22 protein-coding genes and 1 riboswitch are annotated in these 24283 nt (G+C 59.9%); of the genes, 9 read left to right on the top strand and 13 right to left on the bottom strand.

The genetic code is table 11. From position 1 onward, the window contains the following. Window positions 1-54 precede the first annotated feature (54 nt). On the bottom strand, window positions 55-2325 hold the full coding sequence (gene parC, locus DW58_RS02910; protein ID WP_024550144.1) for a DNA topoisomerase IV subunit A: 2271 nt from the start codon (window positions 2323-2325) through the stop codon (window positions 55-57). Between the two features lie 198 nt (window positions 2326-2523). Here parC and DW58_RS02915 point away from each other — a divergent pair, with 198 nt between their 5' ends. Next, window positions 2524-3105, top strand: a complete 582-nt coding sequence (locus DW58_RS02915) for an NAD(P)H-dependent oxidoreductase (protein WP_024550145.1) — start codon at window positions 2524-2526, stop codon at window positions 3103-3105. A 30-nt stretch (window positions 3106-3135) separates the two neighbouring features. Further along, window positions 3136-3450, top strand: coding sequence for a putative quinol monooxygenase (locus DW58_RS02920; protein WP_024550146.1), 315 nt, complete (start codon window positions 3136-3138; stop codon window positions 3448-3450). A gap of 110 nt (window positions 3451-3560) precedes the next feature. Here the strand turns inward: DW58_RS02920 and parE are convergent, their stop codons facing one another. From parE to nudF, 5 genes are read right to left on the bottom strand one after another with little or no spacing between them, the layout of a single operon-like run. Continuing rightward, a complete protein-coding gene (parE, locus tag DW58_RS02925) occupies window positions 3561-5453 on the bottom strand; it encodes a DNA topoisomerase IV subunit B (protein ID WP_029592393.1) in 1893 nt (630 codons plus the stop codon). A 41-nt stretch (window positions 5454-5494) separates the two neighbouring features. Continuing rightward, on the bottom strand, window positions 5495-6070 hold the full coding sequence (yqiA, locus tag DW58_RS02930; RefSeq protein WP_024550292.1) for an esterase YqiA: 576 nt from the start codon (window positions 6068-6070) through the stop codon (window positions 5495-5497). After that, window positions 6070-6897, bottom strand: a complete 828-nt coding sequence (gene cpdA, locus DW58_RS02935; protein ID WP_024550291.1) for a 3',5'-cyclic-AMP phosphodiesterase — start codon at window positions 6895-6897, stop codon at window positions 6070-6072. The genes yqiA and cpdA overlap by 1 nt, the downstream gene beginning before the upstream one ends. A gap of 26 nt (window positions 6898-6923) precedes the next feature. Continuing rightward, on the bottom strand, window positions 6924-7346 hold the full coding sequence (locus DW58_RS02940; protein WP_024550290.1) for a DUF1249 family protein: 423 nt from the start codon (window positions 7344-7346) through the stop codon (window positions 6924-6926). Window positions 7347-7351: 5 nt separating this feature from the next. Next, window positions 7352-7984: an ADP-ribose diphosphatase gene (gene nudF / locus DW58_RS02945; RefSeq protein ID WP_024550289.1), complete on the bottom strand. Its 633-nt coding sequence runs from the start codon at window positions 7982-7984 to the stop codon at window positions 7352-7354. Between the two features lie 213 nt (window positions 7985-8197). Here nudF and tolC point away from each other — a divergent pair, with 213 nt between their 5' ends. The 3 genes from tolC to DW58_RS02960 all read left to right on the top strand — a co-directional run bounded on the left by tolC (window position 8198) and on the right by DW58_RS02960 (window position 11673). Next, complete coding sequence (gene tolC, locus DW58_RS02950; RefSeq protein WP_024550288.1) at window positions 8198-9679, top strand: outer membrane channel protein TolC; 1482 nt, start codon at window positions 8198-8200, stop codon at window positions 9677-9679. A gap of 159 nt (window positions 9680-9838) precedes the next feature. Further along, window positions 9839-10510, top strand: coding sequence for a DUF1190 family protein (locus DW58_RS02955; protein ID WP_024550287.1), 672 nt, complete (start codon window positions 9839-9841; stop codon window positions 10508-10510). Between the two features lie 2 nt (window positions 10511-10512). Then, a complete protein-coding gene (locus tag DW58_RS02960) occupies window positions 10513-11673 on the top strand; it encodes a glutathionylspermidine synthase family protein (protein WP_024550286.1) in 1161 nt (386 codons plus the stop codon). Window positions 11674-11712: 39 nt separating this feature from the next. On the opposite strand, the gene ygiD is transcribed toward DW58_RS02960, so the two are convergent. Continuing rightward, a complete protein-coding gene (ygiD, locus tag DW58_RS02965; RefSeq protein WP_024550285.1) occupies window positions 11713-12501 on the bottom strand; it encodes a 4,5-DOPA-extradiol-dioxygenase in 789 nt (262 codons plus the stop codon). A 197-nt stretch (window positions 12502-12698) separates the two neighbouring features. Between ygiD and zupT the strand changes: the two genes are divergently transcribed. Next, entirely contained in the window at window positions 12699-13466 is a 768-nt protein-coding gene (gene zupT / locus DW58_RS02970) for a zinc transporter ZupT (protein ID WP_024550284.1), read from the top strand. A gap of 57 nt (window positions 13467-13523) precedes the next feature. Here the strand turns inward: zupT and ribB are convergent, their stop codons facing one another. Further along, window positions 13524-14177: a 3,4-dihydroxy-2-butanone-4-phosphate synthase gene (gene ribB, locus DW58_RS02975; protein ID WP_024550283.1), complete on the bottom strand. Its 654-nt coding sequence runs from the start codon at window positions 14175-14177 to the stop codon at window positions 13524-13526. 105 nt (window positions 14178-14282) lie between these two features. Further along, a riboswitch (FMN riboswitch) is annotated at window positions 14283-14434 on the bottom strand. Window positions 14435-14613: 179 nt separating this feature from the next. On the opposite strand from ribB, the gene ubiK reads away from it, so the two are divergent. Beyond that, window positions 14614-14964, top strand: a complete 351-nt coding sequence (gene ubiK, locus DW58_RS02980) for a ubiquinone biosynthesis accessory factor UbiK (RefSeq protein WP_024550282.1) — start codon at window positions 14614-14616, stop codon at window positions 14962-14964. A gap of 48 nt (window positions 14965-15012) precedes the next feature. On the opposite strand, the gene hldE is transcribed toward ubiK, so the two are convergent. From hldE to DW58_RS02995, 3 genes are all read right to left on the bottom strand, one after another. Further along, entirely contained in the window at window positions 15013-16446 is a 1434-nt protein-coding gene (hldE, locus tag DW58_RS02985; protein ID WP_024550281.1) for a bifunctional D-glycero-beta-D-manno-heptose-7-phosphate kinase/D-glycero-beta-D-manno-heptose 1-phosphate adenylyltransferase HldE, read from the bottom strand. Between the two features lie 105 nt (window positions 16447-16551). Further along, window positions 16552-19404 (bottom strand): bifunctional [glutamate--ammonia ligase]-adenylyl-L-tyrosine phosphorylase/[glutamate--ammonia-ligase] adenylyltransferase, encoded by a 2853-nt coding sequence (gene glnE, locus DW58_RS02990; protein ID WP_029592396.1) that lies wholly within the window; start codon window positions 19402-19404, stop codon window positions 16552-16554. Window positions 19405-19423: 19 nt separating this feature from the next. After that, complete coding sequence (locus tag DW58_RS02995) at window positions 19424-20725, bottom strand: CYTH domain-containing protein (RefSeq protein ID WP_024551119.1); 1302 nt, start codon at window positions 20723-20725, stop codon at window positions 19424-19426. 366 nt (window positions 20726-21091) lie between these two features. On the opposite strand from DW58_RS02995, the gene DW58_RS03000 reads away from it, so the two are divergent. After that, the gene (locus DW58_RS03000) at window positions 21092-21712 is read left to right on the top strand and encodes a TIGR04211 family SH3 domain-containing protein (protein ID WP_024562520.1); all 621 of its coding nucleotides are present in this window, start codon (window positions 21092-21094) and stop codon (window positions 21710-21712) included. Between the two features lie 78 nt (window positions 21713-21790). On the opposite strand, the gene DW58_RS03005 is transcribed toward DW58_RS03000, so the two are convergent. After that, window positions 21791-22336, bottom strand: coding sequence for a YfaZ family outer membrane protein (locus DW58_RS03005; RefSeq protein WP_024549906.1), 546 nt, complete (start codon window positions 22334-22336; stop codon window positions 21791-21793). A 126-nt stretch (window positions 22337-22462) separates the two neighbouring features. Further along, window positions 22463-22819, bottom strand: a complete 357-nt coding sequence (locus DW58_RS03010; RefSeq protein ID WP_024549905.1) for a four-helix bundle copper-binding protein — start codon at window positions 22817-22819, stop codon at window positions 22463-22465. A gap of 187 nt (window positions 22820-23006) precedes the next feature. Between DW58_RS03010 and DW58_RS03015 the strand changes: the two genes are divergently transcribed. After that, on the top strand, window positions 23007-24254 hold the full coding sequence (locus DW58_RS03015) for a multifunctional CCA addition/repair protein (protein WP_024549904.1): 1248 nt from the start codon (window positions 23007-23009) through the stop codon (window positions 24252-24254). Window positions 24255-24283: the final 29 nt, after the last annotated feature.

Genomic DNA, 24283 nt, shown 5'->3' on the forward strand with positions numbered 1-24283 from the left:
CGGGCCCATCGTCTGGAAAAGATCCCTTCCCGGACGCGGGAAGGGAGTGCAGGTTTACTCTTCGCTGTCGCCCGCGGATGGCCGGGACGGCGCATCCACCTCCACGCGGTCGATACGTTGCAGGCCACGCATCAGCGTACCGCGACGGCCACGCTCGCCGCGCAGTTTCTCAAGCTCCTCAGGACGCAGCTTGATTTTACGCTTGCCGACGTGCAGCGTCAGCGTACTTTGCGGCGGCAGCAGGTAGAGGTGCGCCAGCTTATCTTCGCCCTTCGCCGCCTCGGCGGAAGGAATCGAGATAATCTTATTGCCCTTACCTTTTGACAGCTGCGGCAGATCGCCCACCGGGAACATCAGCATGCGTCCGGCGGTCGAGATGGCCAGCAGCAGATCGTTTTCGTCCACGATCTCAAGCGGCGGCATGACGTGCGCGTTCTCCGGCAGCGAAATCAGCGCCTTGCCCGCACGGTTGCGCGCCACCAGATCGTTGAAGGTACAGACGAAACCGTAGCCCGCATCGGAGGCCATCAGCAGCTTCTGCTCGTCGCCGGTCATCAGCATATGCTCGACCGTCGCGCCCGGCGGCAGCGTCAGCTTGCCGGTAAGCGGCTCGCCCTGCCCGCGCGCCGACGGCAGTGACACCGGGTCCACCGCGTAGCTGCGCCCGGTGGAGTCAATAAACACCACCGGCTGGTTGCTCTTGCCCTTCACCGAAGCGAGCCAGCTGTCGCCAGCCTTGTAGCTCAGCCCCTGGGCGTCGATGTCGTGCCCTTTCGCGCTGCGTACCCAGCCCATCTGCGACAGGACGATAGTAACCGGCTCGGACGGCAGCAGGTCGTGCTCGTTCATCGCCTTCGCCTCTTCACGCTCGTTGAGCGGAGAGCGGCGATCGTCGCCAAAGGCTTCGGCATCGGCCTGAAGCTCTTTCTTCAGCAGGGTGTTCATCTTGCGCTCAGACGCCAGGATGGCCTGGATCTGGTCACGCTCTTTCTCAAGCTCGCTCTGCTCACCGCGAATTTTCATCTCTTCCAGTTTGGCGAGATGGCGCAGTTTCAGTTCCAGAATGGCTTCGGCCTGCGTTTCGCTGATATCAAAGCGGGACATCAGCACCGGCTTCGGCTCGTCTTCGCTACGGATGATGTGGATGACTTCATCGATATTCAGGAACGCGACCAGCAAACCTTCAAGAATATGCAGGCGGCGCAGAACTTTATCGAGACGATAGTTGAGACGACGGCGTACCGTATCGCGGCGGAAGACCAGCCACTCGGAGAGGATCTCCAGCAGGTTTTTCACCGCCGGGCGCCCGTCCAGGCCGATCATATTCAGGTTTACGCGGTAGCTCTTTTCCAGGTCGGTGGTGGCAAACAGATGGTTCATCACCTGTTCCATGTCCACCCGGTTGGAGCGCGGCACGATAACCAGACGGGTCGGGTTCTCGTGGTCTGACTCGTCCCGCAGATCGTCCACCATCGGCAGCTTTTTCGCGCGCATCTGGCTGGCAATCTGCTCCAGCACGCGGGCGCCGGAGACCTGATGCGGCAGCGCGCTGATCACCACCGCGCCGTCCTCTTTTTTCCACACGGCGCGCATGCGCACCGAGCCGCGTCCGTTCTGATAAATTTTACGGATATCGGCACGGGAAGTGATGATTTCAGCTTCGGTCGGGTAGTCCGGGCCGTGGACGATGTCCAGCAGCTGATCGAGCGTGGTTTTTGGCTGGTCGATCAGCGCCACCGCCGCCTGCGCCACTTCACGCAGGTTGTGCGGCGGAATATCCGTGGCCATCCCCACCGCAATACCGGTAGTGCCGTTCAGCAGGATATTGGGCAGGCGCGCCGGCAGCATTTTTGGCTCGTCCAGCGTGCCGTCAAAGTTCGGCGTGAAATCTACCGTTCCCTGTCCCAGCTCCGTCAGCAGCACGCTGGCGTATTTTGACAGGCGTGATTCGGTGTAACGCATGGCCGCGAAGGATTTCGGATCGTCCGGCGCGCCCCAGTTCCCCTGGCCGTCGACCAGCGGATAACGGTAGGAGAACGGCTGCGCCATCAGCACCATCGCTTCATAGCAGGCGCTGTCGCCGTGCGGATGGTATTTACCCAGCACGTCGCCCACGGTACGGGCCGATTTCTTGAACTTGGCGCTGGCATTCAGCCCCAGTTCGGACATGGCGTAAACAATGCGCCGCTGTACCGGTTTGAGCCCATCGCCAATAAACGGCAGCGCCCTGTCCATGATGACGTACATGGAGTAGTTGAGATAGGCGTTTTCCGTGAACTCGTGCAGCGCAAGGCGCTCTGCACCATCGTGAGTTAAGTCACTCATTACTCGTTATTCCTCAGACAAGCTGGCCGTACACGGGGAAACGGCAATATTGCCGCCGATAGTACCCTATCTGCGTCGCCGAGTCACAGCGCGGTTGATTATTGCTATTAGTGCAAAAGTCTTTGCACTCTATGCTCATTTTTACGTTTCGCTCAGTGGCGTATTATTGCTGCCAAACCACTTATTCGAGGACAAATAATGAGCAACATCCTGATTATTAACGGCGCGAAAAAGTTCGCCCACTCCAACGGCCAGCTAAATGACACCCTGACCGAGGTCGCGGAAAGTTTTCTGCGCGACGCCGGACATGATGTTCAGGTTACCCGTACCGATGGCGAGTACGACGCGAAAGCGGAAGTGCAGAAATACCTGTGGGCCGATGTGGTGATTTACCAGATGCCGGGCTGGTGGATGGGCGCCCCGTGGACGGTGAAAAAGTATATCGATGTCGTGTTCACCGAAGGCCACGGTTTCCTCTACGCCAGCGATGGTCGCACCCGCTCCGACGCCGCGAAGAAGTATGGCTCCGGCGGTCTGATTCAGGGGAAAAAATACATGCTCTCCCTGACCTGGAATGCGCCGCTGGATGCCTTCACTGACGAAGCGCAGTTCTTCCACGGCGTCGGCGTGGACGGGGTGTATCTGCCGTTCCATAAAGCGAATGAATTCCTTGGGATGGAAGCGCTGCCGACCTTTATCGTCAACGACGTCATCAAAATGCCTGACGTTCCGCGTTATATCGCAGAATATCGCAAGCACCTGGGTGAAATTTTTGCTTAACTGAGAGCTGAATTTAACAAGGAGTTAATTATGCTGACAGTGATTGCTGAGATCCGCACCCGGCCGGGTGCACACCACCGCCAGGCGGTGCTGGATGCATTTTCCCGCATCATCCCTGCGGTGCTTCAGGAAGCCGGCTGCCACGGCTACGCGCCGCTTATCGATCATCCGGCGCAGGTGAGTTTTCAGACCACCAACCCGGATTCGATTATGATGCTGGAGCAGTGGGAGAGCGTGGCGCACCTCGAAGCGCATCTGCAAACCCCGCACATGAAGGCCTGGAGCGAAGCGGTAAAAGGCGACGTGCTGGAGACCCACATTCGCATCCTGGAAAAAGGCGTCTGAGTCAGGCGTCAGGCAATAAAAAAGGCGATGATCACATCGCCTTTTTTTGTGGGTTGAAGCCCCGTTATTCCGCACTCACGTAGTGAACCCCGCGCGGGAAAGCGCGGTCATCACACCTCGATATCAGCCCTGTCGCCCTTCTCCTGGAGCCAGTTACGGCGATCTTCGGAGCGCTTTTTGGCCAGCAGCATATCCATAATGGCCGTGGTCTGCTGTTCGTCTTCATCGCTGATGACGAGCTGAACCAGGCGGCGGGTATTAGGATCGAGCGTGGTTTCACGCAGCTGCATCGGGTTCATCTCGCCCAGCCCTTTGAAGCGCTGCACGTTTGGTTTCCCTTTCTTACGCTTGAGCTGCTCCAGCACGCCCGCTTTCTCTTCTTCGTCCAGCGCGTAGTAGACCTCTTTGCCCAGGTCGATACGGTAGAGCGGCGGCATCGCGACGTAGACGTGGCCGCCCTTCACCACTGAACGGAAATGCTTCACGAACAGCGCGCACAGCAGCGTGGCGATGTGCAGACCGTCCGAGTCCGCATCCGCGAGAATGCAGATTTTACCGTAGCGCAGCTGGGATAAGTCTTCGCTGTCCGGATCGATACCGATCGCCACAGAGATGTCGTGCACTTCCTGCGAGGCCAGCACTTCGTCGGACGACACTTCCCAGGTGTTAAGGATCTTACCCTTGAGCGGCATGATCGCCTGGAACTCACGGTCGCGCGCCTGCTTGGCGGACCCGCCCGCCGAGTCACCCTCGACCAGGAAGAGTTCGGTACGGCTTAGATCCTGGGCTGTACAGTCGGCCAGCTTGCCAGGCAGCGCCGGGCCGCTGGTCAGCTTTTTACGTACCACCTTCTTCGCGGCGCGCATACGGCGCTGCGCGCTGGAGATTGCCAGCTCCGCCAGCATTTCAGCGGCCTGCACGTTCTGGTTCAGCCACAGGCTGAAAGCATCCTTCACCACGCCGGAGACGAACGCCGCGCACTGGCGCGAGGAGAGACGCTCTTTGGTCTGGCCGGCAAACTGCGGATCCTGCATCTTGACCGACAGCACGTAGGCGCAGCGCTCCCAGATATCTTCCGCCGACAGCTTAACGCCGCGCGGCAGGATATTGCGGTATTCGCAGAACTCGCGCATGGCATCCAGCAGGCCCTGACGCAAGCCGTTAACATGCGTCCCACCCTGCATGGTGGGGATCAGGTTGACGTAGCTTTCGGTCAGCAGCTCGCCGCCTTCCGGCAGCCAGAGCAGTGCCCAGTCGACGGCTTCGGTATCGCCGGAGAAATTGCCGACAAACGGGCGCTCCGGCAGGGTTGGCAGGCCGTTCACCGCTTCGCTCAGGTAATCGGTCAGACCGTCCTGGTAACACCAGCGCTGCTCAACGTTGTTCACGTTGTCTTTAAAGTTGATCTCAACGCCCGGACAGAGAACGGCCTTCGCTTTCAGCAGGTGCATCAGGCGCGAAACCGAGAAGCGCGGACTGTCGAAGAATTTCTCATCCGGCCAGAAGTGAACGCTGGTGCCGGTATTGCGCTTGCCGCAGGTGCCGATGACCTTCAGGTCTTCAACCTTTTCGCCGTTTTCAAACGCGATGCTGTAGACCTGGCCGTCACGGCGCACGGTGACCTCAACGCGACGTGACAGGGCGTTGACGACGGAGATACCCACACCGTGCAGGCCGCCGGAGAACTGGTAGTTTTTATTGGAAAACTTACCGCCCGCGTGCAGACGACAGAGGATCAGTTCGACCGCCGGCACGCCCTCTTCCGGGTGAATATCCACCGGCATTCCGCGCCCGTCATCAATAACTTCCAGCGACTGATCGGCGTGAAGAATGACGTCCACGCGTTTGGCGTGACCGGCCAGCGCTTCATCCACGCTGTTATCAATAACTTCCTGACCCAGATGGTTTGGGCGGGTGGTGTCGGTGTACATCCCAGGGCGACGGCGAACCGGCTCAAGCCCGGTGAGTACCTCAATGGCATCAGCGTTATAAGATTGCGTCATGGTTTATTTATTCAGATAGCTTGATGGTATCGATCGGGACTTCAACGCAAGCCCAGAAAATCGACAATCTGTGTGAAATGATCTTCGAAGCTGACAAAAGCGTGATTTCCCCCGGCTTCGATGGTCTGGCGACAGGAGGCGTAATAGGCCACCGCCTGACGATAATCCAGCACTTCGTCCCCTTCCTGCTGCAGCAGCCAGATCAGATCCGGCGCTTCAAGCGGGTCGATTTGCATGACTTTGAGATCGTAAATATGGCGAGACTCTAGCACATATTGTTCCCCGGTGTAGGGGTTCTCGTTATGGCCCAGATAATCGGTTAACAGTTCAAACGGACGCACCGCGGGATTTACCACTACGGCCGGCAGCATAAAGCATTGGGAGAGCCAGGTGGCGAAGTAGCCGCCGAGCGACGAACCGACGATACCGAGCGCTTCACCGCCATGTTCCATGACCAGGGACTCCAGCAGCTCCGCGGCCTCAGCCGGATAGGGCGGCAGCTGCGGTACCACAACCTCGACCTGCGGATGATGCTCAGCCAGCCAGCGCGTGAGCGAGGTCGCTTTTTCTGAGCGGGGGGAGCTGTTGAAACCGTGGAGATAGAGAAGCGTTGACATCAGTATCCTTCTGAAGCGATATCCGGGCGGAAAGCCTGCCCTTCTAGGCGGCAAACCTCGGTAGTCAGCGTGCCGTCGGGATGAAGATGCAGCCAGCGCCAGCCCGGTGCGATGGTATCAAGCGTGAAGTTCGCGCAGTGCGGTTTGAACTGTACGCAGGTAGACGGCGTGGCGAGTATGCGGCGTCCGTTCCAGTCGAGATCGAGCTCCTGGTGGATATGGCCACACAGCAGATGCTTTACGTTGGGGAAGCGGCTCAGCACGTCATCGAGGTCGCCGGCGTTACGCAGGCTGTGCTGATCGAGCCAGCCGCAGCCTGAGGGCAGCGGGTGATGGTGCAGCAACAGCAGGGTCTGGCGGTCGCCCCAGTCGGTCAGCTTGCGCTCAAGCCACTCGAGCTGATATTCGCTCAGCTCGCCGTGCGGGACACCGAACACCTGGCTGTCGAGCAGCAGAATTTGCCAGACGTCATTCACCAGCACGCGTTTCGCCGGGGAGATCCCGGCGTCCTGCAACGCGCTGTACATGGCGGGCTGAAAGTCGTGGTTGCCGGGCAGCCAGACGCACGGCGAGGCGAGCGAGGCGATGCTTTCGGCAAACAGCTGATAGGCTTCGGCGCTGTGATCCTGAGCTAAATCACCGGTTGCAACGATGAGATCGCACTCGCGCTGCGCCTGATGAATCGCCGCCAGCACGGCCTGGAAGCTTTCCCATGTGTTCACACCCAGAAGCGTTTCACCTTTGCTGGCAAACAGGTGGGTGTCGGTAATTTGTAGGATCCTTACCGTTGCCCCATCAGCCACGGTAAGGTTTAACAGGCTTTCCAAATGGTGTCCTTAAGGTTTCCACGCCGCTAACAAACCGGAACCGCCATCGCTCCGTGTGCAAAACAGTAGCGCAGCCAATCAGCAAGAAATTGGTTTATTTGATGCTTTTCGTCACGTTGATGCAATTTTTTATTCGGATAATCATAACGTGCTTTGAAGCGGAAGATCTGCTGACTTGAACACACTTCCGCCACCATAGCGTCATGATAAAGGCGCACGGTCATGGAGGGCAGGCTCCAGTAGCTTACCGCCGGGGCGGTTTGCTCAATCTCCACAAGCGTAGTGTAGCGGGTGGATTCCACGATGGTTAACCGGTACTGCGCGCCTCCCACCTGATAGCTTACGGCTTCGCCGACACTGTCCTCACGCGGCAACAGGCGGCGTAACTGCGCGAAATTGGTTTCGCACAGCCGCATCATTTCAGGGAAGTCAGGTGTATAGCGCTTAATCATATTCAGGTATTCCACTCTTTGCGTAATGCTTCATGATGCAGCTGCAGCCATTGCAGGGCGATGACGGACGCTGCGTTGTCGATTTTCCCCTCTTCTACCCACTGATAAGCCTGTTCCCGGCTCACCACATGAACACGAATATCTTCGTTTTCTTCCACCAGACCATGTACGCCTTCGGCCTGTGTGGCATCCACTTCACCCACCAGTATCGACAGCCGCTCGCTGGTGCCGCCGGGGCTTGCCAGATAGCTCAATACCGGTTTTGTGCGTTGTACGGTTAATCCCGCTTCTTCGACCGCTTCGCGGCGGGCCACGTCGTCCGGCGTTTCACCGGTTTCGATCATACCGGCCACCAGCTCAAGCAGCCAGGGGGTTTCACTGGTATCAAAAGCGGCAATACGGATCTGTTCGATGAGCACCACTTCGTCCCGCACCGGGTCAAAGGGTAGCAGTACCGCTGCGTGGCCGCGCTCGAAAATTTCGCGCCGGATTTCTCCGCTCATTTCACCATTGAAAAGACGGTGGCGAAAGCGATAAACATCGAGCGAAAAAAAGCCGCGCCAGAGCGTTTCACGTGCAATAATTTCTACATCTTTTTTGGTAAAAGTTACGGGATGTTTCGTTGACGTGGTCATGTTCTCTTCCGGTTAAGCAATGGTGATGAAAGCGACGATTTCAAGCCTGCCAGACTCCCGTTTCCGTTGTGCTGTGGTAGATTGACGATATTTGAGTTCAGAAGGCACGTTACGCCAAGCCTTGGCGGGGGCTGACTCTGCTAGAATCGGCGATCGTTTTTGGACGTCTGTCAGCGCTAACAAATAAATTCTGCTTCACAACAAGGAATGCAAATGAAGAAATTGCTCCCCATTCTGATCGGTCTGAGCCTTGCTGGCTTCAGCACGCTAAGCCAGGCAGAAAACCTGTTACAGGTTTACAAGCAGGCTCGCTTAAGCAACCCGGACCTGCGTAAATCGGCCGCTGACCGTGATGCCGCATTCGAAAAAATTAACGAATCACGCAGCCCGTTGCTGCCCCAGCTTGGTCTTGGCGCTGACTATACCTGGAACAACGGCTATCGTGACAGCAACGGTGTTGACAGTACGACCACCAGCGGCAGTCTGCAACTGACGCAGACAATTTTCGACATGTCGAAGTGGCGCGCCCTGACCTTGCAGGAAAAAAGCGCCGGTATCCAGGACGTCACCTGGCAGGTTGACCAGCAGACGCTGATCCTCAATACCGCTACCGCCTATTTTAACGTATTAAGCGCCATTGATGCGCTCTCCTATACCGAAGCGCAGAAACAGGCGATTTATCGTCAGTTAGATCAGACCACCCAGCGCTTTAACGTGGGTCTGGTTGCCATCACTGACGTGCAGAACGCCCGTTCACAGTACGACACCGTCCTGGCTAACGAAGTGGCCGCACGCAACACCCTGGATAACGCGGTAGAAGAGCTGCGCCAGGTGACCGGCAACTATTATCCGGAGCTGGCGTCGCTCAACGTCGACAGTTTCAAACCGAGCAAGCCGGAAGCGGTAAACGCCCTGCTGAAAGAAGCCGAGAAGCGTAACCTGTCGCTGCTGCAGGCGCGTCTGAACCAGGACCTGGCCCGTGAGCAGATTCGCTACGCTGAAACCGGCCACATGCCGACCCTCGGCCTGACCGCGTCCACCAGCCTCTCTGACACCGACTACAGCGGCAGCCAGGCAGCGCGCGCAGGCAACAGCGACCGCACCGTCGGGCAGAACTCCGTTGGCCTGAGCTTCTCCCTGCCGCTCTACAGCGGCGGCGCGGTCAGCTCCCAGGTTAAACAGGCGCAGTACGGATTTGTGGGCGCCAGCGAGCAGCTGGAAAGCGCGCACCGCAACGTGGTGCAGACCGTGCGTTCGTCGTTCAACAACGTTAACGCGTCGATCAGCAGCATCAACGCCTACAAACAGTCCGTGGTCTCCGCCCAGAGCTCTCTGGATGCGACCGAAGCGGGCTACTCCGTGGGCACGCGTACCATCGTTGACGTGCTGGATGCGACCACCACGCTGTACAACGCCAAGCAGCAGCTCTCAAGTGCGCGTTACCAGTACCTGATTAACCAGCTCAATATTAAATCTGCGCTGGGTACGCTCAACGAGCAGGATCTGGTTGCCCTGAACAGTGTCCTTGGCAAGCCAATCCCGACGACGCCGGAAAGCGTGGCGCCGGAGAATCCGCAGCAGGACGCCTATGTTGATAGCGTGGCTGCTGACGGTGCAACCGCCCAGCCGACCACCACCGCACAGCCTGCGGCGGCGCGTACATCAACCCGCGGTAGCAACCCGTTCCGTAACTGATGACAGCAGGCAGGGGCACCCGCCCCTGCCTGAACGTAAGACAACGTAAAGATCCCCGCTCGTACCCGCTTATCCCGGCATGTTTGCTTTAATTTCACCCAGTCATCCACTATCCTGAGCACAATTTGCTGCACTTTCCCTCCGGGCACAGGAAAAAAAATGAAACGGACAAAATCCATCAATCACGCGTCGTTCCGCAAGAACTGGAGCGCACGCCACCTGACTCCCGTCGCGCTGGCCGTGACGGCAGTGTTTATGCTTGCCGGCTGCGAACAGAGCGATGAAACCGTCTCGATGTTCCAGAATGCCGACGACTGCTCCGCCGCGAACCCAGGCAAAAGCGCCGAATGTACCACCGCCTATAACAACGCGGTGAAAGAAGCCGAGCGCACCGCGCCGAAATACGCCACCCGCGAAGACTGCGTCGCCGAATTCGGTGAAGGCCAGTGCCAGCAGGCACCGGCCCAGGCCGGGATGGCCCCTGCAGGGGAAAACCAGGCGCAGGCGCAGAGCAGCGGCAGCTTCTGGATGCCGCTGATGGCGGGCTACATGATGGGACGTCTGATGGGCGGCGGCGGTTACGCGCAGCAGCCGCTGTTCAGCTCCCGTAATCCGGCCAGCCCGGCCTACGGTAAGTACACCGACGCCAGCGGTAAAAACTACGGTGCCGCCCAGCCGGGTCGTACCATGACCGTGCCGAAAACCGCGCTGGCACCGAAGCCGGCCACCACCTCTACCGTGACCCGTGGCGGGTTTGGCGAATCGGTGGCGAAGCAAAACACCATGCAGCGTAGCGCTGCCGGTACCAGCTCCCGCTCAATGGGGGGCTAACGGTGGAACGCGTTGCGATTGTTGAGCGCCCGGACTGGCGCGAAAAAGCCACCGAATACGGTTTTAATTTTCACACCATGTACGGAGAACCGTACTGGTGTGAAGACGCCTACTACAAGCTGACCCTCTCCCAGGTGGAGCGCCTCGAAGAGGTCACCGCCGAGCTGCATCAGATGTGCCTCAAGGTGGTGGAAACCGTGGTAGAGAGCGACGAGCTGCTCGCCAAATTCCGCATTCCGAAGCACACCTGGGAGTTTGTTCGCCAGTCGTGGCGCACCGGCCAGCCCTCGCTCTACTCCCGTCTCGATCTGGCCTGGGATGGCGTAGGCGAGCCGAAGCTGCTGGAGAACAATGCTGATACCCCCACCTCGCTTTACGAGGCGGCGTTTTTCCAGTGGCTGTGGCTTGAAGACCAGCTTGGCGCCGGAAAGCTGCCCGAGGGCAGCGACCAGTTCAACAGTCTGCAAGAGAAGATCATCGATCGTTTCACACAGCTGCGCGAACAGTATGGCTTCCAGCTGCTGCATTTCACCTGCTGTCGCGACAGCGTGGAAGACCGCGGCACGGTGCAGTATCTGCAGGACTGCGCCAACGAAGCGGGGGTCGCCTCCGAGTTCCTGTTCGTTGAAGACATCGGGCTTGGCGAAAAAGGGCAGTTCACCGATCTGCAGGATCAGGTGATCAGCAACCTGTTCAAGCTCTACCCGTGGGAGTTTATGCTGCGCGAGATGTTCTCCACCAAGCTGGAAGATGCCGGCGTGCGCTGGCTGGAGCCGGCCTGGAAAAGCATCATTTCCAACAAAGCGCTGCTGCCGATGCTGTGGAAGATGTTCCCCGACCACCCGAACCTGCTGCCTGCCTGGTTTGCGGAAGACGACCATCCTGAAATGGAAAAGTACGTGGTGAAGCCGCTGTTCTCACGCGAAGGCGCCAATATCACCATCGTCGATAACGGCCAGGAGATTGCCCGCTCAGAAGGCGTGTACGGCGAGGAGGGAATGATTGTTCAGCAGTACCACCCGCTGCCGCAGTTTGACGGCAACTACACGCTGATCGGCAGCTGGCTGATTAACGATGAGCCCGCCGGGATCGGCATCCGCGAAGATAAAGCGCTTATCACGCAGGACATGTCGCGTTTCTACCCGCACATTTTTGTGGAGTAGTCTCGAGCAAGGCGCGGGCTCCGCGCCTTGTTTTTATCTTTACCCTACCTGAACCGACAGCATGCTCAGCGATCCCATCTCCATGCCCTCTACCGGCACCGTCACCGGTTCGACGCCGTCCCACGCGCCAAGCACGTAGAGCAGCGGGAGATAGTGATCCGGGGTGGGGTTTGAAAGGCTGCCACCTTCATGTTCCAGATAGTTCACCAGCGGATGCTTATCGGCCTCGCCCTGCCAGGTCAGATTCGCTTTTACATAATCATTAAACGACTGCGCCCACGGATAAGGCGTGCTCTCGCCGTGCCAGCGCGCGGTACGCAGGTTATGCACCACGTTGCCACTGGCAACCAGCATAACGCCTTCGTCGCGCAGCGCGGCAAGCTTGCGCCCCATCTGGTAGTGCCAGGCAGCGGGTTTGGTGCTGTCGATGCTGAGCTGCACCATTGGGATATCCGCATTCGGGTACATTTTGATCAGCACGCCCCAGGAGCCGTGGTCGAAGCCCCAGGCTTCGTTGTCGAGCGTCACCGGGACAGGTGCCAGCAGATCCACCAGCCGCTGTGCCAGCGCCGGCGAGCCGGGGGCAGGATAGTGGGTGTCATATAACGCCTGCGGGAAGCCGCCGAAATCATGGATCGTTTTCGGGGTTTCCATCGCGGTAACGCCGGTGCCACGGGTATACCAGTGCGCCGACACCACCACGATGGCTGTGGGCCGCGGCAGGGTTTCACCCAGCCGCTGCCAGGCGCGGGTGTAAAGGTTGTCCTCAAGGACATTCATTGGGCTGCCATGCCCCAGAAACAGTGCTGGCATTCGGTCAGGAGACATGGTGTTATCCTTCAAACTGGTCTACATAAGATACGCACCACATTACGCGTTTTTGGGCAGGTTTGAACTCAGATAACCATGATGAAGATCGTCAGGAAATTTGAATGTAAGCGCTGTGTAAATCCGGGTTGTGCGGTCTCGCTATTTCACCCGGCAGTCATTAATATTAATGAGAATCATTATCAAAGGAGAGTGACATGTCGGTACCGTTGATCCTGACCGTTCTGGCAGGCGGCGCTACGTTTATCGGCGCCCTGCTTGGCGTGCTGGGCCAGAAACCATCTAACCGGGTACTCGCCTTTTCCCTCGGTTTTGCCGCGGGCATCATGCTGCTCATCTCCCTGATGGAGATGCTGCCCGCCGCGCTGCATACCGAAGGGATGTCGCCGGTGCTGGGTTACGGCATGTTTATTCTCGGCCTCGTGGGCTACTTTGTGCTGGATCGCTCCCTGCCCCACGCGCATCCGCAGGATCTGGTGGATGGCTCGCTGAAGAAGCGCAATCTGCAACGTACCGCCCTGCTGTTAACGCTGGGTATCAGCCTGCACAACTTCCCGGAAGGGATCGCCACCTACGTTACCGCGAGCAGCGATCTGGAGCTGGGAATGGGTATTGCCCTGGCGGTAGCCCTGCACAATATTCCTGAAGGACTGGCGGTAGCCGGGCCGGTGTTTGCCGCCACGGGCTCTAAGCGTAAGGCGCTGCTGTGGGCGGGCGTATCCGGAATGGCCGAGATCCTTGGCGGGGTGCTGGCATGGCTGATCCTCGGCACGCTGATCTCGCCGGTACTGATGGCCGCGATTATGGCGGCGGTGGCCGGGATCATGGTGGCGCTGTCGGTGGATGAACTGATGCCGCTCGCCAAAGAGATCGACCCGCATAACAATCCAAGCTACGGCGTGCTGTGCGGCATGTCGGTGATGGGTTTCAGCCTGACGCTACTGCAGAGCAACGGCATCGGCTAAGCCAGTCCACAGCCATAAAAAAACCCGGCCTGGCCGGGTTTTTTTTATGCGCTACGTTCAGCTCGCTTTGCGCTCGTGCGCCTGGCGATAGGCAACCAGATCTTCGATGGTCACTACCGGCATGTTGTGCTGACGGGCGAAGGCGATGCACTCCGGCGCACGCGCCATGGTGCCGTCATCGTTGGTCAGCTCACACAGCACGCCCGCCGGTTTGTAACCGGCCAGCGTTACCAGATCGATAGTGGCTTCGGTATGACCACCGCGGGTCAGTACGCCGCCCGGCTGCGCGCGCAGCGGGAACACGTGACCCGGACGGTTGAGGTCGGACGGCTTCGCGTCGTCGGCAATCGCCGCACGCACCGTGGTGATACGGTCAGCCGCGGAAACACCGGTGGTGACGCCGTGCGCCGCTTCGATGGTCACGGTAAAACCGGTGCCGAACGAACTGGTGTTGTTCTCCACCATCATCGGCAGATCGAGCTGTTTACGGCGTTCTTCATTGATGCACAGGCAAACAATACCGCTGCCGTGGCGAATGCTTAGCGCCATCTGCTCAACGGTCATGGTTTCTGCGGCAAAGATCATGTCGCCTTCGTTTTCACGATTTTCATCGTCGAGCACCATCACACCGCGACCGTCGCGCAGCGCGGCAAGTGCCTGTTCCACGCGTTCAGCGGAGGAACCGAAAGAAGAAAGGAGCGTCTGATTCATGGTAATAAAACCTCTGTAAAATATGGTTACCAGAATCAGGGCAGTCTTAGGAGTACCGCGGCGCGGCATAATAATAACGTGAGCAGGCCGTAGCCTGAGCTTAGTCGTTACCCTCTCCCATCCGGACTTTAACCGTCGGCCCCGGAATTACACCGGATCTGCTGACCTTCAAAGTTGCCTTCGAAGCGCTCGCGGGCTTTCAGCGAAACTGCTGATTTACCGCCGGTGGGGAATTTCGCCCCGCCCTGAGAATAAGCGGGTTCACTATAACGCCAATGATTAATGGCGGCAATCCATAAGCTTCATATACTCATAGTGATAAGCGCCAGCGCGCCCTTCTTCGCCTGAATGACGTAACAGGGACATTTCCGGTTTATCCCCTGCGGATCAGGCATTACAATTAAGGTTAACACCATACCAGCTCAGGGAAACCGCTATGATTGACCCGAAAAAAATTGAACAGATCGCCCGTCAGGTACATGAGTCTATGCCCAAAGGGATTCGCGAATTCGGGGAAGACGTTGAGAAACGCATCCGCCAGACCCTGCAGGCGCAGCTGTCGCGTCTGGATCTGGTAAGCCGTGAGGAGTTTGATGTGCAGACGCAGGTGCTGTTGCGCACCCGCGAGAAACTGACCGCGCTGGAACAGCGCCTGAACGAGCTGGAAGGCCGTCAGAGCAGCGCCCCGACCGCACCGCACGCCGCACCGGCTGATAACGCCGTTACGCCTGCTGCCGCGACCAGCGCGGGTTCACCGCCTGCTATCCCGCCGGTTGATACGCTCTAAGCCCGTATGCCTCTCCCTCATCACGAGGGAGAGCGCACGGCGTACCGGTTAGCTACCGCTGTTTTTCTGAATCTTTCTGATGATGTTCGTGGTGGAGCAGCCGTCTTCGAAGTTAAGCACCAGCACCTCTCCGCCGTTGGCCCACACCTCTTCACTTCCGGCGATCTCTTCTGGCTTGTAGTCACCGCCTTTCACCAGCAGATCGGGCAGGATCCCTGCGATCAGCCGCTGCGGCGTATCTTCATCAAACGGCACAACCCAGTCCACCGCTTCCAGCGCGCCCAGCACGATCATCCGCTGTTCGAGCGGGTTAACCGGGCGGGTATCGCCTTTAAGACGGCGGGTGGAGGCATCACTGTTGACCGCGACGATCAGGCGATCCCCCAACTTGCGGGCGTTAGCAAGGTAAGAGACGTGGCCGGCGTGCAGAATGTCGAACACGCCGTTGGTCATCACCACTTTCTCACCGCGTTTGCGCGCGGCGGCAACCGCCTCTTTCAGCCCCTCTTCGGTCATGACGCCAAAGCCGGTTTCAGCACGGCCCCGGACCGCATTTTCCAGCTCTACCGGCGAGACCGTTGAGGTGCCGAGTTTGCCGACCACCACGCCCGCTGCCGCGTTAGCGAAGTAGCAGGCTTCTTCCAGGCTGTTGCCCGCGGCAAGCGTTGCCGCCAGCACGCCGATCACCGTATCGCCGGCGCCGGTCACGTCATACACTTCCTGGGCCAGCGTCGGCAGGTGGAACGGCTCTTTGCCTGGCTGAAGCAGCGTCATACCCTGTTCGGAACGGGTGACCAGCAGCGCAGACAGCTCGAAATCGGCGATCAGCTGCATGCCGCGGCTGACGAGTTCGTCCTCGGTTTTACACTTGCCGACCACCGCTTCAAACTCAGAGAGGTTCGGCGTCAGCAGCGTGGCGCCGCGGTAGCGCGCAAAGTCGGCGCCTTTCGGGTCGATCAGCACCGGCACGTTAGCCTTACGCGCCAGCGCAATCATCTGCTCCACGCTGGTAAGTGCGCCTTTGGCGTAGTCGGACAGCACCAGCGCGCCAATCTGCGGCAGCGCCTGGCTGATGCGCTCGTGTAAAGGCTGCGGGTCAACCCCTTCAAAGCCCTCTTCAAAATCGAGACGGATCAGCTGCTGGTTACGCGACAGCACGCGCAGTTTAGTGATGGTGGGATGGGTCGGAACGGAGACGAAGTCGCACTTCACGTTCACCCCCGCCAGCGACTGGCTCAGCGCCCGCGCCGCGTCGTCAATGCCGGTCAGACCGACCAGACGCGAGTTTGCCCCCAGCGAGGCGATGTTCATCGCCACGTTCGCCGCGCCACCCGGGCGCTCTTCGATGGTATCCACTTTTACCACCGGCACCGGCGCTTCGGGGGAGATACGGCTGGTTGGGCCATACCAGTAGCGATCCAGCATGACGTCACCTACCACCATCACGGCGGCGCGCTCAAATTCGGGCAGCGTTACTTTCATTCCTGACTCTCCAGAGAGAACTCCCGCCGTAGTCGGGCCAAGGCCTTGTTTTGCCTGCCCGAACCGCGTGGGGAATATCAAAATTTGCGCGCGATGATAGCACAGTTACGGCGTATCGCACCGCTCCACCAGCCATTTGCGCCAGCTTTCCCGCACCTGCTCGCGCTCGGCCAGGAACGCCTGCCGATCGACATTGCCTGGCAGCTCCTGGAGCGCCAGGTCATGCAGTTCGTCGCGCAGCGTGACGTACGCATGGGTCAGCGCACGGGCTTCGTCGTCCTGCATGATGTCGTTTTGCGCCAGCAACTCGAGGATGCGCACGTTATCGGACCAGCGCGTCAGCTTCGGCGCGCCATGGGCAAAGCGTAGCACCAGATACTGGGTAATAAATTCGATATCGGTGATCCCGCCCTCGTCGGCTTTGATATCAAACCGATCGCGCCGCTTGCCGCCGAGATGGGCGCGCATCTTCTCGCGCATCTCGCGCACCTCGGTTTGCAGCGTGGCGCCGTCGCGGGCCTGACACAAAATATCGCGCCGGATGGCATCAAAGCGCCCGTTAAGCTGGGGGTCGCCGTACACCACTCTGGCGCGCACCAGCGCCTGATGCTCCCAGGTCCAGGCCTCGTTGCGCTGGTAGTCGTCGAACGCCTCGACCGTGGTCACCAGCATGCCAGCTGCGCCGGAGGGGCGCAGGCGGGCATCCACCTCATACAAAATGCCCGACGAGGTGCGGGTGCTGAACAGGTGCATGATGCGCTGGGCAAGACGCAGATAGAACTGACGGCCGTCGATCTCGCGCTCGCCGTCGGTCATCACGTCCATCGGGCAGTCATGCAGGAACACCAGGTCGAGATCGGAACTGTAGCCCAGCTCCCAGCCGCCCAGCTTGCCGTAGCCAATCACCGCAAAGCCGCGCCCTTCACGCTCGCTCAGGTGACGCGGCTTGCCGTAGCGCGCTACCATTTGCCCCCAGGCCTGGCGCACCACCGCATCAATTATTGCTTCCGCCAGCCAGGTCAGGTGATCGCTGACTTTCATCACCGGCAGCGTGCCGGCGATATCCGCCGCCGCCACGCGCAGCATCTGCGCCTGCTTAAACTGGCGCAGCGCCTCAAGCTGCTGCTCCTCATCCTCTTCCGGCACCCGCAGCAGGTACTGCCGCAGCTCATCCCGATAGGCGTCGGTGGCGGTCGGCTGATAGAGGGTGCTGGGGTCAAGCAGCTCATCCAGCAGCAGCGGGTAGCGGGCCAGCTGGTTAGCAATCATCGGCGAGGCGCTGCACAGCGTGATGAGATGCTTCAGCGCGCCGGGGAACTCGGTCAGCAGCTCCAGGTAGGTGGTGCGGGTGACGATCCCCACCAGCAGCGGCATCATGCGCGCCAGCGGCAGATGAGCGTCAGCCCGGCTGCACACGTCGCTCAAGAGACGCGGCATCAGTTGGTCCAGCACCTGCCGCCCGCGCGGGCCGATGGGCCGTTTATCCAGCTCTTTGCGGAAGTCGGCAATCAGGGCCAGCACCCGCTCACGCGACGGCGTATCAAGATGCGCCAGCACCGGCGTGGAGTCCTCCACGTCCAGCGTGTCCTGCCACAGCTCGCGCCAGGCTTCGGGCAGCGTGTCCTCATCGGCCTGCGGTTCGTCGTCGCCAATCAGCTCGTTGAACACCCGCCGCACCACCGACATATGCTGCTCCAGCCGCTGCGTCAGCGTTTCCCAGGTTTCGCACTGCATGCTCCACGCCAGACGGGCGCGGTTCAGGTCGTCGCCGGGCAGCGTCTGGGTCTGTTCATCGTTGATGCTTTGCAGCAGGTTTTCGAGACGCCGCAGGTAGAGGTAAGCCTCACGCAGCGTCTGCGCATCGCCGTCGGGCAGCAGATGCAGCGTTTCAATGGCCTCCAGCGTCGGCAGCAGCGCGCGCGACTGGAGCGAAGGCTCGCGCCCGCCGCGGATCAGCTGAAACACCTGCACGATAAATTCGATTTCGCGGATCCCGCCCGCGCCCAGCTTGATGTTGTCGGTCAGGCCGCGGCGCCGTACTTCCCGGGCGATCATGCCCTTCATGTTGCGCAGCGACTGAATGACGCTGAAATCGATGTAGCGGCGGAACACGAACGGGCGCAGCATGGCCCGCAGCTCGCCGGCGTAGGCCCCGTCGTTGTCGCCCATGATGCGGGCTTTGACCATCGCATAGCGCTCCCAGTCGCGGCCCTGCTCCTGGTAGTAATCCTCCAGCGCGGCGAAGCTCAGCACCAGCGGGCCGCTGTCGCCGAACGGACGCAGCCGCATGTCCACGCGATAGACGAAGCCGTCCTGAGTGGCCTGATCCAGCGCTTTGATCAGCCGCTGCCCCAGTCGGGTAAAGAACTGCGCGTTATCCAGTTCGCGTCGCCCGCCCTGGGTCACGCCGTTTTCCGGCCAGGCAAAGATCAGATCGATATCCGATGAGAAGTTAAGCTCCCCGCCGCCCAGTTTACCCATGCCGAGGATCAGCAGCGGCTGGGGCGTCCCCTCGCTGCTGCACGGCGTACCCCATTCGCGGCAGCAGGCAGCATAGAGCCAGTCCCGGGCCGCCACGATAAGGGTTTCGGCAAGCTGGCTAAGTTGAGCCAGGATCACCGTGGTGGGCAGTTGGTCCAGCGCCTGCGCCCAGGCGATGCGCACCATGATGCGTCGCCGGAAATGGCGCAGCACGCGCATCAGCCCCGGCTCGTCGGCAACGTCGCGCAGGGCGTCACTCAGCCAGGCGGCATAATGCTGATGTTCATCCGCCCGCGGCGGCTCGCGCAGCAGCTCCCCGGCCCACGTCGGCCACGCGATGACGCTGTCCTGCACAAAATCGCTGAACGCGAGCACCGCACGCGCGTCGTCAGAAAGCGCGGTGTCCGGCAGCGCCTGCGCCACGCGCTCGCTCACCTTCTGCCACTGTTGCTGTAATGCCGGGGAGAGCGGGATCATAGGGATTCCTTCGCCTGAATTAACGTTTTCCGCTGTGCCGCCAGAACGGCGCCTGCGAAATGGCTTCGTTGCGATAGTGCTCAATCTCAATGCGCTGGCGGGTCTCAATGGCGTGACGCAGCCCTTCCCAGTTTTCCAGCCAGGGAGCGCTCACCGCGTCGTCGTAGACGCCCGCCAGCAGGCGCAGCGCATCGGTTTCACGCGCCAGGCGCGGAAGCTGATCGCGGTATTTGTCGCCCAGCGGACGCTCAAAGGCATTGCGCAGCTCGGCGGCGTGGCGAGAAAGATGGGTATCGGCGAAGCGCTTAAAGGAGTCGGCGATTTTGGCCTGCGCCTTCTCGTCCAGATAAGGCTGCCAGCGACGGGAGATAAGCCAGTCGGTCAGCGCCAGCTTGGTGATGCCGCTTTCCGCGCTGTAGGCCAGATTCTCAGCCGGCAGGCCCTGGGTCAGGGAGACATCAAAGTGGGTCAGCAGATCACGTAAGTGAGTGCTCGCTTTACGCGGTACGATACCGCCGAACAGCATCAGCGCGTGACGCACCAGCCCGATGGCATTCACCACGTCGGCTTTGGCCTCGTCCATACCGCGTACCCACAGCTCTTCGTGATACTGCCAGTGCGCCAGCGCCATCTCCAGCGAGGCTTCCAGCGCCTGCTCAACGGTGGCCTTCGGCTTGAGCTTCAGGATGCCCAGCGGCTTACGCTGACGCGGTGCATTTCCCTGCGCCAGGTGATAGCCGCGAGCGGCTTTGCTGAGGCTGCCCTGACGGATCCCCGGCTGCGCCACCAGTTGGCGCGCCAACTTAAGCAGGTCGGCTGTCGTGCCGGACAGCAGCTCCAGCTCCATTTCGCACAGCGGCTCGCTCAGGTCGCCAGATTTCACCTCGCCCTGGTCCAGCCCAATCTCAATCTGGCTCTCGCCGTGAGTAACCACCCACTTCTCACGCAGGAAATCGGTGCTGAACAGCGGCTGTACCGCCTGCTGAAGCGCGGCCACGTCCATGCCTTCGGGCCAAATCTCCGCCGGGAAGCGCGCCAGGTCCAGCGCCTCGCTCTCCAGCGGAACGTTGTACTCCGGGCGCTGATGCAGTCCGCCTACCACCCGGCCCGCCGTTTTAATCGTCATCTCGTAGCGGCCGTTATCGCCGCGCACGCGTAGCCCCATGTCGTGACGGCGCAGCTGGGTGTCCGCGGTTTCATAATAGGTATTGTGCAGCTGGCGGGGCGGCTGGTGTTCGCCTCCCAGCGTATCCAGCAGGGCGCGCAGCGCCGGAACGGCGTCTTGCTGCACGATAAATTTCAATTCGATTTCCTGGGCCATAGTCTTTTACTTTTCGCTCTGTCACACCGGGGAATATTCGTCGCGAACTAATCCGACGCGGGTCTGTCAGTACTACAGACCGCTTTTCGTGTACGCGCGCCATACCCACGGTATGAGGATGGATGGGCATGGGCCTAACTATGCCCTCCTGCCTCTGGCTTGACAATGGGCTTTGGCTGCGGAAAGTGACTGATTTCTCTGTGTCTCGCCGTGTGCCAACCGGCAGGTTGATGAGACGCAACGCTACGCCAGTGGCCGCGCTAACGCTGCGACCCTCCTGGAAGATTCTTATTCAGGTTTGGGTTTTGCATCGTCAGACTGTTGCCACTATTATCGTGCCACGCTTAACGACGACAACGACATCTGATGCCAAAATTACGCCATATTTGCCTTACTTTACTTGCGCTTAGCGTTTCAACCCTCACCCACGCCGACGAAAAACGTTACGTTTCGGATGAACTGAATACCTGGGTACGCAGCGGCCCTGGCGATAACTATCGTCTGGTCGGCACGCTGAATGCCGGCGAAGAAGTAACGCTGCTGCAAAGCAATGACGCAACCAAATATGGCCAGGTTCGCGACGGCGAAGGCCGTACCGTGTGGATCCCGCTTGGCCAGCTGAGCAACCAGCCCAGCCTGCGCACCCGGGTGCCGGATCTGGAAAACCAAGTGAAAACCCTGACGGACAAGCTCACCAACATTGACGCCACCTGGAATCAGCGCACCGCCGATATGCAGCAGAAGGTCGCCCAGAGCGACAGCGTCATCAACGGCCTCAAGGAAGAGAACCAGAAGCTGAAGAATGAGCTTATCGTGGCGAAGAAGAAGGTGGACGCCGCCAATATTCAGCTGGATGACAAGCAGCGCACCATCATCATGCAGTGGTTTATGTATGGCGGCGGCGTCGCGGGCGTCGGTTTGCTGCTGGGCCTGCTGCTGCCGCATATGATCCCGAGCCGTAAACGCAAAGATCGCTGGATGAACTAATGACGCGATGACAGCGATCGACAGGCAATAAAAAAGGGCGGCCACCGCGAGGTGAGCCGCCCTTGTTGTCAGACGGGATCAGAAACGCAGCGATCCGCCGAGGGTGAAGCCATCGACCAGCACGTTATCTTTGCGTCCGTCCTGGTTTTTCATCTCAATGTACTGATAGCCCGCACGCAGGTTCACCAGCGATACCGGGGTGAAGCTCAGGCCGCCGCCGATCTCTTTGTAGTTGGCGAGGTTGCTGTTGAACGCTTCCGGCGCATAGTAATACTCACCATATACGCCCCACATGTCGTTCAGCGCGTAGTGTGCACCCGCGCCGACCGCCGTGGCATAACCGTCTTTACCGTTTTCCGGGTGGGTATAGAGCGCTTTGATAGTGGGAGACACACGCAGTGCCCCGGCATCCACGTTGTAGCCCAGACCCAGGCCAAATGCTTTCCCGTCATCATTACTGCGCAGCCAGTTGCCGTTCAGAAACAGTCCAGGGGTGTTGCTACCCAGGCCCAGTTCGAGGTTGGTGCTTTTCCGGCTTACATCCACGCTGCCTTCAATGGCTTGTGCAGCGCCGCTCATCACAACCAGGCTCAGTGCGCTCAGGGTAATCACTTTTTTCAACATCGGTACTTTCCTTCTGGACTTAAAAACCAGCCCCGACCGTAACACGCTGAAAATAAACCTCACCTAAATTACCAAATGAAAAAACCAGCCCGGTTGGGCTGGCTGTGTGGATACGCCCCGCGCGCGTTACTGAACCAGGGTCGGTTCAGAGGTCAGGCGGGCCAGCATCTGCAGGCAGGCATCCGCGCAGGCACGGCACGCTCTCGCGCACTGCTGGCAGTGCTCATGAGGATGCCGGACGCAGGTTTCCGCGCAGGCCTTGCAGATATCGACGCACACCCGGCACATCGCAATGGCAAAATCGCTGTTAAGGCTCAGAAACTGGGCCGACAGACGGCATATCGCCGCGCACTGGGTGTCCATACGGATGCAATCTTTCATCATCCCGTTGTCATCTTCCGCCAGACAGGACGCCGCGCAGTAGTCGCACGCCGCCGCGCAGGCATAGCAGGTATCAATACATGCCTGAACATCTCTGTGCATACCTCACCTCCGATTTACGTTAAGTGGATGTAATAAGTTTGCACATAAACAAGGTGTTAGCCAAACGGTACGCGGCATCCGTGTGTAAAGCCGCGCGGGACGGGGAATGCGGTGCCCCCCTTTTACGTCGCCATCTCCTCTACACTTACGTATTATCGTGGGCTTAATAACGACGGGAGAGTGGCTGGTGAAGATCTATCTGGTGGGTGGTGCGGTACGCGACGAGCTGTTGGGGTTGCCGGTCAAAGACAGGGACTGGGTCGTGACGGGCGCTACGCCACAGGAGATGCTGGATGCCGGCTATCAGCAGGTAGGCCGTGATTTCCCGGTCTTTTTGCACCCCCAGAGTCATGAAGAATATGCCCTCGCCCGCACCGAGCGGAAATCCGGCCAGGGCTACACCGGCTTTACCTGCTACGCCGCGCCGGACGTGACGCTGGAGCAGGATCTGCTGCGCCGCGATCTCACCATTAACGCCATTGCCCGCGATACGGACGGCACGCTGGTTGACCCGTATCACGGCCAGGACGATCTGCGCCAGCGCCTGCTGCGCCATGTGTCGCCGGCGTTTAACGAGGATCCGCTGCGCGTGCTGCGCGTGGCGCGCTTCGCCGCCCGCTATGCCCATCTCAGCTTCCGCATTGCCGATGAAACGCTGGCGCTGATGCGCAGCATGGCGGAGGCCGGCGAGCTTGAGCACCTGACCCCGGAGCGGGTGTGGAAAGAGACCGAAGCTGCGCTGGGCACCCGCAATCCGCAGGTGTTTTTCCAGGTGCTGCGCGACTGCGGCGCCCTGAAGGTGCTGTTTCCGGAGCTTGATGCGCTGTTCGGCGTACCGGCCCCGGCCAAATGGCACCCGGAGATCGATACCGGCGTTCACGTCCTGATGACGCTCTCGATGGCGGCGATGCTCAGCCCGGCCATCGACGTACGCTTCGCCACGCTGTGTCACGATCTGGGCAAAGGCCTGACGCCGAAGCATCTCTGGCCGCGCCACCACGGCCACGGCCCGGCGGGCGTGAAGCTGGTCGAAAAGCTGTGCCAGCGCCTGCGCGTCCCGAACGAGATGCGCGATCTGGCGAAGCTGGTGGCGGAGTACCACGATCTGATCCATACCTTCCCGATCCTGCAACCGAAAACCATCATCAGGCTGTTCGACAGCATCGACGCCTGGCGCAAGCCCCAGCGCGTGGAGCAGGTCGCCTTAACCAGCGAAGCGGACGTGCGCGGGCGTACCGGTTTTGAAGCGAGCGATTATCCGCAGGGCCGACTGCTGCGCGAGGCCTTTGCGGTGGCGAAAGCCGTACCCACGAAAGATGTCGTGGACGCTGGTTTTCAGGGGACGGAGATTCGTGAAGAACTGACCCGACGCCGGATCTGGGCGGTCAGCGCGTGGAAGGAGATACACTGCCCCCAGCCGAAAGCGGAAGGCTGATCGCTCCCGGCCTGAAAGCCGGGAGCGTC

The organism is Siccibacter turicensis LMG 23730 (assembly GCF_000463155.2).
Lineage (GTDB): Bacteria > Pseudomonadota > Gammaproteobacteria > Enterobacterales > Enterobacteriaceae > Siccibacter > Siccibacter turicensis.

Bases quoted from the DNA above. Each gene is read 5' to 3' on its own strand.
- parC (WP_024550144.1), bottom strand. From the start codon at position 2,325: ATGAGTGACTTAACTCACGATGGTGCAGAGCGCCTTGCGCTGCACGAG.
- DW58_RS02915 (WP_024550145.1), top strand. From the start codon at position 2,524: ATGAGCAACATCCTGATTATTAACGGCGCGAAAAAGTTCGCCCACTCC.
- DW58_RS02920 (WP_024550146.1), top strand. From the start codon at position 3,136: ATGCTGACAGTGATTGCTGAGATCCGCACCCGGCCGGGTGCACACCAC.
- parE (WP_029592393.1), bottom strand. From the start codon at position 5,453: ATGACGCAATCTTATAACGCTGATGCCATTGAGGTACTCACCGGGCTT.
- yqiA (WP_024550292.1), bottom strand. From the start codon at position 6,070: ATGTCAACGCTTCTCTATCTCCACGGTTTCAACAGCTCCCCCCGCTCA.
- nudF (WP_024550289.1), bottom strand. From the start codon at position 7,984: ATGACCACGTCAACGAAACATCCCGTAACTTTTACCAAAAAAGATGTA.
- tolC (WP_024550288.1), top strand. From the start codon at position 8,198: ATGAAGAAATTGCTCCCCATTCTGATCGGTCTGAGCCTTGCTGGCTTC.
- DW58_RS02955 (WP_024550287.1), top strand. From the start codon at position 9,839: ATGAAACGGACAAAATCCATCAATCACGCGTCGTTCCGCAAGAACTGG.
- ygiD (WP_024550285.1), bottom strand. From the start codon at position 12,501: ATGTCTCCTGACCGAATGCCAGCACTGTTTCTGGGGCATGGCAGCCCA.
- zupT (WP_024550284.1), top strand. From the start codon at position 12,699: ATGTCGGTACCGTTGATCCTGACCGTTCTGGCAGGCGGCGCTACGTTT.
- ribB (WP_024550283.1), bottom strand. From the start codon at position 14,177: ATGAATCAGACGCTCCTTTCTTCTTTCGGTTCCTCCGCTGAACGCGTG.
- ubiK (WP_024550282.1), top strand. From the start codon at position 14,614: ATGATTGACCCGAAAAAAATTGAACAGATCGCCCGTCAGGTACATGAG.
- hldE (WP_024550281.1), bottom strand. From the start codon at position 16,446: ATGAAAGTAACGCTGCCCGAATTTGAGCGCGCCGCCGTGATGGTGGTA.
- glnE (WP_029592396.1), bottom strand. From the start codon at position 19,404: ATGATCCCGCTCTCCCCGGCATTACAGCAACAGTGGCAGAAGGTGAGC.
- DW58_RS02995 (WP_024551119.1), bottom strand. From the start codon at position 20,725: ATGGCCCAGGAAATCGAATTGAAATTTATCGTGCAGCAAGACGCCGTT.
- DW58_RS03000 (WP_024562520.1), top strand. From the start codon at position 21,092: ATGCCAAAATTACGCCATATTTGCCTTACTTTACTTGCGCTTAGCGTT.
- DW58_RS03005 (WP_024549906.1), bottom strand. From the start codon at position 22,336: ATGTTGAAAAAAGTGATTACCCTGAGCGCACTGAGCCTGGTTGTGATG.
- DW58_RS03010 (WP_024549905.1), bottom strand. From the start codon at position 22,819: ATGCACAGAGATGTTCAGGCATGTATTGATACCTGCTATGCCTGCGCG.